The sequence below is a fragment of the Chitinophaga sp. XS-30 genome, assembly GCF_008086345.1.
In the GTDB taxonomy this organism is placed as follows: Bacteria; Bacteroidota; Bacteroidia; order Chitinophagales; family Chitinophagaceae; genus Chitinophaga.
This window is the reverse complement of sequence record NZ_CP043006.1, coordinates 5,904,037-5,917,146: the sequence shown is the minus strand read 5'-3', so window position 1 is coordinate 5,917,146 and position 13,110 is coordinate 5,904,037. Positions and strand designations below refer to the sequence as shown.

10 protein-coding genes are annotated in these 13,110 nt (G+C 53.6%); 2 read left to right on the top strand and 8 right to left on the bottom strand.

The window, feature by feature from the left end:
• Positions 1–87: 87 nt before the first annotated feature.
• The 5 genes from FW415_RS23795 to dprA form a co-directional block, all read right to left on the bottom strand.
• A complete protein-coding gene (locus FW415_RS23795) occupies positions 88–2,673 on the bottom strand; it encodes a PKD domain-containing protein (protein WP_148389598.1) in 2,586 nt (861 codons plus the stop codon).
• Between the two features lie 5 nt (positions 2,674–2,678).
• Positions 2,679–3,482, bottom strand: coding sequence for an alpha/beta fold hydrolase (locus FW415_RS23790; protein WP_148389597.1), 804 nt, complete (start codon positions 3,480–3,482; stop codon positions 2,679–2,681).
• The gene (gene lnt / locus FW415_RS23785; protein ID WP_148389596.1) at positions 3,463–5,097 is read right to left on the bottom strand and encodes an apolipoprotein N-acyltransferase; all 1,635 of its coding nucleotides are present in this window, start codon (positions 5,095–5,097) and stop codon (positions 3,463–3,465) included. Before lnt ends, FW415_RS23790 begins: the two co-directional genes overlap by 20 nt.
• 124 nt (positions 5,098–5,221) lie before the next feature.
• The gene (guaB, locus tag FW415_RS23780; RefSeq protein WP_148389595.1) at positions 5,222–6,697 is read right to left on the bottom strand and encodes an IMP dehydrogenase; all 1,476 of its coding nucleotides are present in this window, start codon (positions 6,695–6,697) and stop codon (positions 5,222–5,224) included.
• Positions 6,698–6,777: 80 nt separating this feature from the next.
• Positions 6,778–7,887: a DNA-processing protein DprA gene (dprA, locus tag FW415_RS23775; RefSeq protein WP_148389594.1), complete on the bottom strand. Its 1,110-nt coding sequence runs from the start codon at positions 7,885–7,887 to the stop codon at positions 6,778–6,780.
• Between the two features lie 75 nt (positions 7,888–7,962).
• Here dprA and FW415_RS23770 point away from each other — a divergent pair, with 75 nt between their 5' ends.
• Complete coding sequence (locus FW415_RS23770; RefSeq protein ID WP_168208959.1) at positions 7,963–8,742, top strand: 5'-nucleotidase, lipoprotein e(P4) family; 780 nt, start codon at positions 7,963–7,965, stop codon at positions 8,740–8,742.
• 12 nt (positions 8,743–8,754) lie between these two features.
• On the opposite strand, the gene FW415_RS23765 is transcribed toward FW415_RS23770, so the two are convergent.
• Complete coding sequence (locus tag FW415_RS23765; protein ID WP_148389592.1) at positions 8,755–10,635, bottom strand: OmpA family protein; 1,881 nt, start codon at positions 10,633–10,635, stop codon at positions 8,755–8,757.
• Positions 10,636–10,799: 164 nt separating this feature from the next.
• Here FW415_RS23765 and FW415_RS23760 point away from each other — a divergent pair, with 164 nt between their 5' ends.
• Positions 10,800–11,336, top strand: a complete 537-nt coding sequence (locus FW415_RS23760; protein ID WP_148389591.1) for a hypothetical protein — start codon at positions 10,800–10,802, stop codon at positions 11,334–11,336.
• A gap of 55 nt (positions 11,337–11,391) precedes the next feature.
• Here the strand turns inward: FW415_RS23760 and FW415_RS23755 are convergent, their stop codons facing one another.
• Complete coding sequence (locus tag FW415_RS23755; protein ID WP_246858849.1) at positions 11,392–12,012, bottom strand: 7-carboxy-7-deazaguanine synthase QueE; 621 nt, start codon at positions 12,010–12,012, stop codon at positions 11,392–11,394.
• Positions 12,013–12,095: 83 nt separating this feature from the next.
• A complete protein-coding gene (gene folD, locus FW415_RS23750) occupies positions 12,096–12,983 on the bottom strand; it encodes a bifunctional methylenetetrahydrofolate dehydrogenase/methenyltetrahydrofolate cyclohydrolase FolD (RefSeq protein ID WP_148389590.1) in 888 nt (295 codons plus the stop codon).
• Positions 12,984–13,110 lie beyond the last annotated feature (127 nt).

The following is a 13,110-nucleotide window of genomic DNA, read 5'->3' as shown; positions in this document are numbered from 1 at the left end:
ATTTAGGCGTTTTGCAGGAACATAAAAAAGATCGTCAAGTGTAATGATTTCTGCGTGAAGTATAAGCAGGAAAGGGCTAAAAATGGCTTATCGTATCAGCGTGACCGTACCTCTTTTTTCCATCATTTCCCCGGCGGTGTTGGTGCCTTGCACGATCCACACATAGGTGCCGGCATCGGCCGTTCTGCCACGCACTTTGCCGTCCCAGCCGCGCAGGTACTCATTGGTCCGGAATACTTCTTCTCCCCAACGATTGTAGATGCGGAACAGCTCCAGTTTCGTGATGCCTACGGGCAGGGGCCGGAATACGTCGTTGATACCGTCCCCGTTAGGCGTAAAGGCATTTGGCACGTAGATATCGGGCCCGTTCATGAAGCGTATCCTGATATTGTCTTCGCCAACGCAGCCTTCGCCGGAGAACACCTGCAGGTAATAGGTGATGTCGTTGTTATAGGTGGTAACGGGATTGGGGATGTCCGTCCTGTTCAGCCCGTCCGGAGGCGACCAATGGTACACGTCCCCGCCGGAGGCATTCAGCTGGAAAGGCTGCCCTTTGATGATGATGGTATCGTTGCCGGCAAAGGCAGGTACAGGCGGCACAACGTTCACCGTGATGGAATCCGGTACGGCTTTGGGGCATCCCAGTGTGTCCGTCACCGTTACGATGTAGACGGTGGTATCCTCCGGCCAGGCAATGGTAGTGGCGTTACGTGGACTGGTGACGGTGGATGCCGGCTGCCAGGTATAAAAAGCGCCGCCGGCGGCATGGAGGAAAGCCTTTTCGCCGAAGCAGATCGTTGTATCAAGCCCGGCATATGCAGCGGGAGGGTCTACCGTACGGTAGCTCACGGTGTCGTCGGAATAACAGTCGCCCAACGCCACGCGCACATGGTAAGTGGCGGAAGCGGTAGGCCTGATAGTGGTGCTGCGGGTAGTGGCCACCACCTGGTTCGTATTCAGGTCCGTCCACGTAAATTCATATTCGCCGTCTGTTTCGGCTGTCAGCGTGATGGGATCGCCGGTGCAGATCGTACTGTCCGCAGCAGTACGCACATAAATGGTATCCCTGACGTCTACAAATATCTCTTTGCTGTTCACGCAGCCGCTGTTGTCTGTAAAAGTGACCTCATAAGTGGTATCTACCGCGGGTGTGGCGTATGGATTGGCGGTAAGGTGCCCGGTGATATTGTACAGGGGCGCCCAACTGAAGCTCCCGGGCAGGGGGCTTTCCGCGTGGAACCGGATGCCGTTGCGGTAACAAAGCAGGGTGTCGTTCGTGGCGGTGAACGGCGGCTTGTCGTATATCGTAAAGGTATTGGAAACGGTGCGCTCGCATCCCATGCTGGTTTGCACACGCAGCGTCACCGTATAGTCGCCGGGTTGCGTATAATGATAGGCAGGGTCGGAGTTGTTGGAGGTATCATTCGTTACGCCCGTATTCCCGAAATCCCATTTGAAATATTCTATGGTGCCGTATGTGTTGACGGAGGTATTCGTGAATTCAGTGGGTTTGGAGGTGCAGAGGCCGCTCACGGAAAAGGAGGGCGTTAATACAGGATATACCCTTACGGTGGTGTACATGCTGTCGCCGCAGCTGCTTTCCCTGTCCACCGCCAGCTTGGCGGTGTAGGTGCCGGGGTTGGCATAAGTATGCGGCAGCACATCGCGGCTCCAGGTGGTGAGCGTATCACCGTCCCCGAAATCCCAGAAATAAGGCTTGCCCGGGGTGCTGTTATTCACAAAATTGATGGTAAAGCTCTGGCAATCCTTGTATTCCTCCGGTGTGGAGGCTACCACCTGTTTCACGCAGGATTCCACCGTGAACTGGAACTCTTTTTTATTCTCGCCGATGTACACGCCGTTGCGGTATTCCTTTGCCGTCACGGTCACGATATACAGCCCGCTTCGCGGCGCGATGCCCGAGATGATGCCGGTTTGCGGATCGATGGTCACCTTGTCTCCCAAAGGCTGGGAGGCTGAGAAACTGTTGGTGTATACCACCGGAGAATAAGGTGGAGGCGAGGAATTGACGGGTTTGGGGTTGTTCTGGGTGGCGCCGCGGTAAGCCGTTGTAAAAGAATATACCAGGGAATCGTTATCCGGATCTTCAGCGGAATAGTCGTAGCTGAAGCGGTTGTTGGCGCAAACGATCACCCCTTTTTCCATGGAGAACCGAGGCCCGCTGTTCGTATCGAAGCCGTTATCCGTGCCGGGTATGGTCACGGAATAGGTAGCCCCCACGGTATTGTCCGAAAAGATATTGGCCAGGCCGATCCTCCTGCAGCAGCGCTGGAACGAGGCAACGTAACCGGCAGCGTTCGGCGGAAGCTCCACTTCCGCATGATAATACCCGATCTGGTAACAGATAAAGGGCGGGTTAACGATGCAGGGATCTACATCCGTGGCGGTATAGCGTTCTATCTTTTCCCGTCCGGCAGGCGGCAGGGTGGTGACAAAGTTACCCTGACCGGTGAAGATGGAAATATCCACATTGGCATCGAATTGTTCATTAGTGGCATCGCAACGGACAAACAGTTTCAGGGAAATGCGGTAGCGGTTATTGACACCGTTCTTGCCGAGGTAGGTATAATACATCTCTCCGCCGATGATATGATCAGCCCTTGCAGCCAGGGAAACCAGGCCCAATATGGTTACTATCAGTAAACTGCGCAAAATGTTTACACTGCCCGTTGGCAAAAAGCTATAAAATGATGGAGGATCAGGTTACTTTCCTCATATACTTCCAGCAGGCCCATATGGCCTACCTGTTCAAAAACGTGGATGCTGGCTGTAGCCGGCAGTGTTACCTGCTCCAGTATATTATTCAGCGGTATGGCTGCATCATCCTTCCCGATGAAAAACAGTACCGGTACTTTTATTTCTTTCAGGATGGCGGTGCGGTCAGGTCTTGCCATCATCGCCTCATAATAGGCGATCAGCGACGCTTTTCCAATGGACAAAGCGTTGGTAACGAAGTTTTCCACGCTTGCCGGCTGCTTGTTGCGGAAGCTTTCCGAGAACATGGTTGGCAGCGTCTGGCGGAGAAAAGCTTCACTGCCGTACTGACCGATCATCCTGATGGATTTTTGTCTCGCTTCTTTTTTCTCTGCGCTGTCCGGTTTGGCGGTGGAGCTGAACAGGCCCAGCCCTTCCAGCAGGTGCGGGTATTTCTCCGCAAAGGCGAGCGCAACATACCCGCCCATCGAATGCCCGATCATGGTTATCTGGCTGATCCCTTCTTCCACCAGTATCGCATATACGAATTCCGCCATGCTTTCAATGCTGAGGCCTTCGGCCAGCGGTGATTCCCTTGTCCCCGGCAGGTCCGGCACCAGTACGCGGTTGTACATCCGGAGGAAGGCGATCTGGTGTTCCCAGACGGAGTGGTCCTCCCCGAACCCGTGGATCAGTATTACCGGTTTTCCCTGTCCTTCAGCCCAATACGCCCCTTCCTGGTTCCCGTTATTGATTTTTTTCCACATGTCTTCTTCTGATTACCTGTAAAACAATAGTGTACAATAGCAGCAAGATACAAAAGATCAGAGGAGCTTTGGCGATGTAGCCACTGTATTTTACGTAGAACGTCAGACGGGTCTCTTTTGTTACGTTATGGGCGATAACAGCCGGTTGCCAGTATGGCTGCGGGGCTATCACATCGCCCTGGGGGCTGATGAAGCAGGATATTCCGGTATTGGCGCTCCGGGCCACCCACCTCCGGGTCTCGATGGCCCTCAGGCTGGCGTAATGCATATGCTGTTTGTGGCCCTGGGTGTTGCCCCACCAGCCGTCGTTGGTGCTCACTACCAGGAGATTGGCGCCCTGGCGCACTTTTTCCGCTACAAAATGACTGTAAACGGATTCGTAGCAGATCGCGGCGAAAACGTTGCCATGCGGCGGAGGATTGGAGAACAGGGCTACACCAGGCGTCAATCCATAGCTGCCGGTGATGCCGCCGAAATCCATGGCCAGCTTTTTCATAAAGGGCAGATACCGCATATAGGGCGTAAGCTCCACGCCGGGCACTAGCTTCGCTTTGTGGTAGATCTGGATGGTGGAGGATGTATCTATCTGGATAGCGGAGTTGAACGCATCGTACGGCGGTCCTCCGTCGCTGCGGGTTCTGGCCGTGGCGGGGGCTTCTCCGGGGAGCGGATATTGTTTGTAGGTGGATGCGCCGGTGATCAGCTTTACATCGGGGTAAAGCCGCAGGAAATTCCGGATGGCCGTGACCTCCGGCTGGTTGTTCAGTTCATGTTCCCAGGCGCCTTGCGTGAACAACGCCGTTTCGGGCCAGATCACGAAGCGGGTACCCGCCCCTGTTTTTGCCCGGGTGAGCTCCAGCAGCTTTGCCAGTTGTTCCTGCGCGGAACTCATCGAAAACTTCTCGTCATACGGATCGATATTCGGCTGTACCACCACTACGCCGATGCCCGCTTGTTTGCTGATCTTACCGTTGACGACCACAATGAATGAGATGATTATCGGAATGATCAGCAGCAACATCGGCTTCCAGCCTTCCTTCCATAGGAGGAAGGAGCCTGATCCGGTCCCCTTGCTGCGTTTGCGCCAGGCGGCATATATAGAAATGTTGACCAGCAGTACCCATAGCGATCCGCCCATGGTGCCGGTATATTCGTACCATTGCACCCATTCGGGACGCATGGCGAAAGCATTGCCCAGCGTCAGCCAGGGCCAGCTCAGTTCCCATTCCTGATGGATATATTCAAAGGCAAGCCAGTACACGACCAGCGAAAAGTAGGCGGTGAGGCGGCTATGCCGTTCGAGCGTGATCTTGTAACCCATCCAGGGAATGGTCATCAGCAAGGCATTAAATGCATTGGCGAAGATGCCGCTGGCCGGAACGGTGGTATTGCCCACCCACCAGGTGGCACCGGTGTTCCAGATCCAGAAGGTCAGAAAGCTCAGGCCAAACCATGCAGCGCGGTTGCTGACCCTGTCGGCCACCGCCAGCAGCGGCACCAGGCCGATGAAAACCAGGAAAGTCAGCGGGGAGGTGGGCCAGGCTGCCCACATGATGCCGCCTGCGATAATGCTCAGCAGCAGGGGCGGACGTTTGCGCAAGGTCTGATTCATCATTCAAATGTAAAGTATAAAAGTAAAAATAAGGGAGGATAAGGCTTCCTGGCCGGTGGCCCGGGATAAGAAAAAGGGTGTATCGGAATGGATACACCCTCTGTCCCTGAAATTAATTTATGATGAATTATCTGCTGTAGTTCGGCGCTTCCTTGGTGATCACCACATCATGGGGGTGATTTTCCCTTACGGTAGCGGAGGTGATCCTGACGAACTGGGCTTCCTGGAGGGTTTTGATGTCTTTTGACCCGCTGTAGCCCATTCCTGCACGGAGGCCGCCCACAAATTGCTGCACTACTTCGGAAAGGTTGCCTTTGTAAGGCACTCTGCCCACAATGCCTTCCGGCACCAGCTTTTTGATATCCGCTTCCACATCCTGGAAGTAGCGGTCTTTGCTGCCTTCGGACATGGCTTCGATGGAGCCCATGCCGCGGTAGGATTTGAATTTGCGGCCTTCGTAGATGATCGTTTCACCGGGACTTTCTTCCACGCCGGCAAAGATGGACCCTGCCATGACGGTGGAGGCTCCGGCTACAAAAGCTTTTACCATATCGCCGGTATATCTGATACCGCCGTCCGCGATCACCGGAATGCCGGATTTTTTCAGGGCCTGGGCGGCGTTCATGATGGCTGAAAGCTGCGGGAAACCTGCGCCGGTCACCACGCGGGTGGTGCAGATAGAACCCGGACCAACGCCTACTTTTACGGCATCGGCGCCAGCTGCGGCCAGTGCCAGCGCTCCTTCCGCGGTGGCTACATTACCGCCGATCACCTGCAGTTTCGGGAATGCTTTCTTCAGTTTTTTCAAGGCTTCCAGTACGTGAACGGAATGACCGTGCGCACTGTCCAGCGTCACCACATCCACACCAACATGCAGCAGCGCGGCGGCGCGTTCCTGCAGATCATGCGTGATGCCGAGCGCGGCGCCTACGAGCAGGCGGCCGTAACTGTCTTTTGCGGAATTCGGAAAGCTTTGCAGCTGGAGGATATCGCGATAGGTAATGAGGCCTACGAGCTTGCCCTGTTTGTTAACTACCGGTAATTTCTCAATGCGATGTTGCTGGAGGATCTTTTCTGCCTTTTTCAGATCGGTGCCTTCAGGAGCGGTGACCAGGTTGTCCTTCGTCATCACTTCACTGATCAGGCGTTTGTTGGATTTCTCGAAGCGGAGGTCCCGGTTGGTGAGGATGCCGATGAGTTTTTTATCGCCATCTACGATGGGGATACCACCAATACCGTTATCCCGCATCATTTTCAAAGCCTGCCCGATAGTGGAGTCCGCGCTGAGCGTCAGCGGGTCCAGGATCATGCCGCTCTCGCTGCGTTTCACTTTCCTTACCAGTTCCGCCTGCTTGTCGATGCTCATGTTCTTGTGCAGAATGCCGATGCCGCCTTCTCTGGCCAGCGCAATCGCAAGCCTGGCTTCAGTTACCGTATCCATTGCGGCGGATACCATAGGGATGTTGATCCTGATGTTTTTAGTAAGTTGGGAGGAGATATTGACTTCTCTGGGCAGTACGTCCGAATAGGCCGGGACGAGAAGCACATCGTCAAAGGTAAGGCCGTCAGCTACAAATTTCTGTTTGATTTTTCCCGCAGGCATATCGCAATTATTTTGGTAGTTTTCTAAATAATTGCACGCAAATCTACGTGTTTTTTATGGAATAGGAACAGTTCATTTTTTTATGTGTTGATTAATTGATATGTATTCCCGGGCATTGACCGCAGTAATGCCTGCATTTCCAGCTCCAGTAACAGACCGGGTATCCTGTTCTGCGGTATGCCGCTCCGGGCCTGTATTTCATCGATATGCAGGGGAGTATTGCCCTGCAGCAATTTCACAATAAGCTGTTGCTCTTCATTCAGATCGTAAAACAGGTGGGTTTGTGGTGCAAGGGGCTTTACCGGCGCGGCGGGCCGCCAGTTGAGCGCCTGCATGATATCTTCCGCTGAGGTGATGAGGGCTGCTTTGTGTTGTTTGATCAGTTCCAGGCATCCGGCGGAAGCAGGATCATTCGTTCTGCCCGGAACGGCCAGCACATCGCGGTGATAGCTGCAGGCAATGTCCGCCGTAATGAGCGACCCGCCGCGCTGACCGCTTTCAATCACCAGCGTAGCATCACATAGACCGGCAACGATACGGTTCCGCCGCGGAAAATTCTGCCGGTTCGGCTCTGTGCCGCTGCGAAAATCTGTGAGTAATCCGCCGTTGTGCTCCATCTGCCGCGCTGTGGCCGCATGTGTAGCGGGGTACAGCCGGTCCAGCCCGTGCGCCAGCACCCCGATGGTGGGGAGCCCATGCGCCACGGCGGCCCGGTGCGCGGCAATATCAATACCATACGCCATGCCGCTGATGATCGTTACGTTATGAGGCGCCAGTGAAGCGACCAGCTCAGTGCATACAGCAAGGCCATAAGCCGTTGGTTTCCGCGTGCCTACGATGCCCAGCATCCTGGGTGCGCAGAGGTCCGCCGAACCTTTGCAGTATAACAGCACCGGGCTGTCGTAACACTGCCGCAGGCGCTCGGGGTATGCATCATCCGTATAAAACACCGGCCGGATATCATGCCTGTTCATGAAACCGATCTCCTGGTCCACCTCCGCGAAATCTTTAAACCCGCGGATAGCGGAAGCCCTGAACGTACCAACGCCCGGTATGCGCTCCAGCTGATGCCTGCGCGCCTGAAAAATATCGGTGGCCGTTCCAAAATGAGACAGCAGCTCTTTGGCTACTACATCGCCCACCTGCGGGATGAGCGTTAATGCTATACGGTAATGAAGTTCCTGTAGCATGGGTTCGCAAACAATTTTTATTGCCCGTCAATGTACTGCATTTTCACGAAGTTTGTATCGCTTAAACAGATCATTATGCCCGCACGTTACCTGCTATTTTTCCTGTTGATGTTTACCGCCTGCAGTACCGCAAAAAGAACGGCATTGCTGCCTTACGGCCCTGCCTGGGGTGCGCTTTATCAGCAACGGGCCGCAGAGTACAAGGCGTTATGCCTGCAAGCTTATCAGCTTGCCGCTATCCGTGTGGAAGAAATGAGCCATCAGCAAACGCTGCGGCCGCGGGCTATTGTAACGGATATTGATGAAACGGTGCTGGACAACAGCCCGTTTACCGTGCATTACGCGCTGCAGGGCCGGCAGTATGATCAGGCTTCGTGGGAGGAGTGGACCGCCCGGGCTGCATGTGATACCGTGCCAGGTGCATTGTCGTTCTTCCGGTATGCAGCATCAAAAGGATTTGCGATCTATTACATCACTAACCGGCTGGAAAAGGAACGTGCCGCTACATTGCGGAACCTGCAGCGTTGGGGATTTCCGCAGGCGGATGATGAACACCTGCTGCTTTCTTCCGGTAGTTCCGATAAGGAGGCGCGCCGCATGCAGGTGGCGAAGCAATATGAAATAGCCATGCTGGTCGGTGATAATCTCGGCGATTTTTCCGATGTGTTCTACAAAGCTGCCCCTGAAGAGCGGGATGCTGCTGTCATCCGCCTGCGGCTGGAGTTTGCGGGCAGGTTCATCATGTTGCCGAATGTGATGTACGGGGACTGGCTTTCCGCGTTGTACCCGAAAGGGGCGCCGTTAAATCAGCAACGGGCGGACAGTGCGTTGAAGGCCGCGCTCAAAGGGTATTGAGCGCAGGCGCCTTTACATGCTGATCACCTTCAGTTCTGTTCGCCTGTTCTGCGCACGCCCGGTTTCGGTATCGTTGGTGTCTACAGGTTTTGTTTCGCCGAACCCTTTTGCTTTCAGCCTTTCTGCTGCAATGCCTTTTTGCACAAGGTATTGCACCACCGCTTTTGCCCGGTTTTCGGACAATAGCTGGTTGTCCGCGTCGGCGCCAACATTGTCCGTATGCCCGCCGATCTCCGCCTGCATAGTGGGATTCTCCGAGAGCAGTTTTACGAGTTTGTCCAGCTCCGTAGCGGAGGCTGGTTGCAGGGTGTATTGATTCGATGCAAAGAAGATGTTCCGCAGTACTACAACAGCATTTGCTTCCAGCGGTTGCAGCGGAATGTTTTTCTCAAACGGCTCATCTGTTCGTGCTGTTTTAAGCGAGAAGTTGTCGGAATAAAAAAGGTATCCTTTCCGGTTGACATTGAAAGCATAATCTTTCCCGGTGGGCAGCGGTACAAGAAAAGCGCCCTGTTCATCGCTGCGTATATTCGCAATGGTCAGTTCCGTTTCCAGGTCCACCAGTTCAAGTGAAGAGGCGGGAAGGCGCTCGTTGGTCTTTTTGTCATACACATACCCTCTTACATAAAGCGTGGGCAATGGTCTGGCTGCTTCATACAGTTCGAAGCTGTAGATATCCAGCGCACCGCGTGAATCCGCGCGGTCGGAGGCGAAGTAGGCGGTTTTGCCGTCTGCCGCTACGGTAAGGCTGGCATCTTCGCCGATGGTGTTGATCGGGTAGCCGAGGTTTATCGGTGTGCCCCAGCTGCCATCCGGCTGGCGGCGGGAATAGAACATGTCCAGGCTGCCATAACCGGGATGGCCGTCGGAAGCAAAGAACAGCGTTTGCCCGTCTGCATGCAGAAAAGGCGTCATCTCCCGGCCGGGCGTATTGATGGCGGGGCCCAGGCGTTCTGCTTTTTGCCATTGGCCGTCAGCTCCGCGGTGGCTGACAAAGATGTCCGCGCCGGCATCTGCAGTTTCCCTGGTGAAGTATAACGATTGTTTGTCCGGGGACAGGCAGGGCTGTGAATCCCAGTCGCGGGTATTGATCGCATTACCGATGTTTTTCGGCGTCTGCCAGCCGTCCGCTGTTTTGATGGAATAGTAGATATCGCAGCTGCCGCGTCCTTCGGGGAAGTCGCAGCCGGTGAATACCAGCATTTCGCCATCCTGTGAAATGTTCTGTGCGCCTTCATTGAAAGCGGAGTTCACCGGTTCCCCCATATCCTTTGCGGGAAGCCATTGCAGGCTGTCCCTTTGTGAAACAAAGAAATCTTCGTTCCTGCCTTTGACGCGGCGGGTGTACACCAGCGTCTTCCCATCGATGGTGGGGGAAGGGAAATATTCGGGATCGGGGGAGTTTATATTCTCTCCGAGGTTCTGCGGCTGAAACGGCACCGGTGTTTGGGTAACGGCAAACTCCATGTTCTTTTTGAATTTCAGCGAAGCCTGCGTGGGTGTTTTGGATGTTTCAATATATTCCGTGATCATGGTCAGTGCTTCTTTGAACTGACCGTCACCGGCGAGCGCTTTGGAATAGGAGAACCTTACATGTCTGACGCCTGCGGGGTCCAGTGTTTCCAGCTGGCGGAAGGCGTTCAGCGCATCGGGATATTGCCCGGTCTCCACATAGGCCAGCCCCATTTGTCCATATGCATCTACGAATTTCGGTTGTACTTTGATGGCTTCCTGCAGGAACCTGATCGCATCTTTGGGCTGGTACATGCGCATGGCGTCAATAGCCTGGTCGAACAGCGCTTTGGCCTTTTTGCCGGCCGTTTCGTAAGTGACCGTTTGTGCGGCAAGCTGCAGGCTGGTCAAGCAGCAAAGTATGAGCAGGAGTTTTTTCATAGTTGATCACTAAATAACGAATTTTTTTGGGGTTTATGATGAGTAATCTGATGATGGCTGTTTCACTTTGAGAAGATGCGATGCAATTTTTTAGATGTTTAACCACATAATACGAATGTTGTTTCGATTTCAGGTAATTTCGTTAAATTTTTAAAACCATACTTATGAGCGAAAATGTTTTGTTAACTGAGATCCTTACAAGTGTAAGGGCAATTGACAGGAAGGTTTCGGGTCTGGAAGTCAGGTTTGATCAGCTGGATGCGAAGGTGGACAACCTGGAACGGCGGTTTGATCAGCTGGAAGTAAAGGTGGAAAATCTGGAACGACGGTTCGATCAGCTGGAAGTCAAGGTGGAAAACCTCGAACAACGGTTCGATCAGCTTGAAACCAAGGTGGAAAACCTGGAACAACGGTTTGATCAGCTGGATGCAAAGGTGGAAAACCTCGATCAGCGCTTCGGTCAATTCGAAGTTTCGGTAGACGAGAAGATCTCGGCGCTTGAAGTCAACATGGATGGAAAGCTTTCTGCGATGGAGCATCGCACCGAGACTAAATTCATTGCCATGGATGTCAAATTCTCAGCGCATTTCCATGCTATCGAATCACGGTTGTACTCGATTGAAGTGAAGCTGGACAAAATCGTGGAATGGGTGCCGATCGAGAACAGCGGATTGTTGCCGCAAACCAGGAGGATTTCCTGACGAAGTGTTGTTAACCAAAATGTCTGGCGCTTTGCTTTACAGCAAGGCGCTTTTTTTATGGTACATTGATATACTTGTGTATCTGCAGCGAAATCTGCCACTGCGGATGGTCCTTTACGTAGTCGATGATCAGCGGCGTCATTTCGGCAGCGCGGCTCCATTCCGGCTGAAGATAGAGTTTACATTGTTTGCCCACCTGTGCGGCGTATTTCTCCGCCCAGGCAAAATCGGATTTATGGTACACTACGATCTTCAGTTCATGTGCCTGTTTGCAGACTTCATCCAGCGGGGCTTTGAATTTCTTCGGGGAGAGGGTGATCCAGTCCCAATTGCCGCTCATGGGAGAGGAGCCGGATGTTTCGATATGCGTCCGGAAGCCTGTTTTATGCAGGGATTTCGTCAGCCCGTCGAGGTTGTGCATCAGCGGTTCTCCGCCGGTGATAACGGCAATCCTGCCCGGGAATGCCGCCGCTTCCTGCACGATTTCCATCACCGGAACTTGCGGATGTTTGTCCGCATCCCAGCTTTCTTTTACATCGCACCACACACAACCCACATCGCATCCGCCGAGGCGGATGAAATAGGCTGCTTTGCCCTGGTGGAACCCTTCTCCCTGGATCGTGTAGAACGATTCCATGACGGGCAGGGTGGCGGTATGAAGTACGGTGTTGCTCATTTACGGTGCAAAGTTACGGAATATGCGGGACGGACAGTATTTACCGCCTGTGGAAGCCGGATGGAACAACGGTGTGTTCACGCTCAGTTCTGGTTCCCTTTCTGGGCAATGGCCGCGTGGTAGGTGTTTTTCAGCAATGCGGCAATGGTCATCGGGCCAACGCCGCCGGGTACGGGTGTAATAAAGCTGGAGCGGGGGGCTACTTCATCGAATTTCACATCACCTACCAGCCGGAACCCGCTTTTTTTGGAAGCATCCGGGATGCGGTTGATGCCCACGTCAACAATAATAGCGCCTTCTTTCACCATGTCCGCTGTCACGAATTCTGGCCGGCCAATGGCGGCAACGATGATATCTGCCTGCAGACAAACCTCTTTCAGGTTCCTCGTGTGGGAATGGGTGAGCGTTACTGTGCAGTTGCCGGGATTGCTGTTGCGGCTTAGCAGAATGCTTACCGGGGTGCCTACGATGTGGCTGCGTCCTATCACTACCGCATGTTTGCCTTTGGTATCGATATTATAGTGTTCCAGCATCAGCATGATGCCGTAAGGAGTGGCAGGAATGAAAGTGGGCAGCCCGCTGACCATTTTACCCACATTTACCGGGTGGAAGCCATCCACATCCTTGCTGGGATCGATGGTGTTGATCACCAGTTCTTCGTTGATGTGTTTGGGAAGCGGGAGCTGAACGAGGATGCCGTCGATATCCGGGTTTTCGTTCAACATATTGATATTATCGAGCAGATGCTTTTCGGATATCTGGCTGTCGAAGCGCAGGAGGGTGGAGTTGTAGCCGATCTCTGCGCAGGACTTCACCTTGGAGGCCACATAGGTCTCACTGGCCCCGTCGTTGCCTACCAGGATGGCAGCCAGATGGGGGATTTTTTTGCCTTGCGCTTTCAGTTCAGTCACCTGGACTGCTATTTGATCTTTGATCGCCTTTGAAACGAGTTTGCCGTCTAAAATTTGCATGCGCAAAATTAGGAAAATATGTTGAGATGGGAATGTGAAATAGGGGGGAGGGGCTGCAAAAAGGGGCTGCCTGGCCAGGCAACCCCCGTGCTTCATTACGGATTATACTCAAAACGTGGGAATCTAT

Excerpts from the sequence above, each read along its gene's own strand:
- lnt (WP_148389596.1), bottom strand. The coding sequence starts at position 5,097 with ATGATGAATCAGACCTTGCGCAAACGTCCGCCCCTGCTGCTGAGCATT.
- dprA (WP_148389594.1), bottom strand. The coding sequence starts at position 7,887 with ATGCTACAGGAACTTCATTACCGTATAGCATTAACGCTCATCCCGCAG.
- FW415_RS23760 (WP_148389591.1), top strand. The coding sequence starts at position 10,800 with ATGAGCGAAAATGTTTTGTTAACTGAGATCCTTACAAGTGTAAGGGCA.
- FW415_RS23755 (WP_246858849.1), bottom strand. The coding sequence starts at position 12,012 with ATGAGCAACACCGTACTTCATACCGCCACCCTGCCCGTCATGGAATCG.
- FW415_RS23790 (WP_148389597.1), bottom strand. The coding sequence starts at position 3,482 with ATGTGGAAAAAAATCAATAACGGGAACCAGGAAGGGGCGTATTGGGCT.
- FW415_RS23770 (WP_168208959.1), top strand. The coding sequence starts at position 7,963 with ATGCCCGCACGTTACCTGCTATTTTTCCTGTTGATGTTTACCGCCTGC.
- FW415_RS23765 (WP_148389592.1), bottom strand. The coding sequence starts at position 10,635 with ATGAAAAAACTCCTGCTCATACTTTGCTGCTTGACCAGCCTGCAGCTT.
- folD (WP_148389590.1), bottom strand. The coding sequence starts at position 12,983 with ATGCAAATTTTAGACGGCAAACTCGTTTCAAAGGCGATCAAAGATCAA.
- guaB (WP_148389595.1), bottom strand. The coding sequence starts at position 6,697 with ATGCCTGCGGGAAAAATCAAACAGAAATTTGTAGCTGACGGCCTTACC.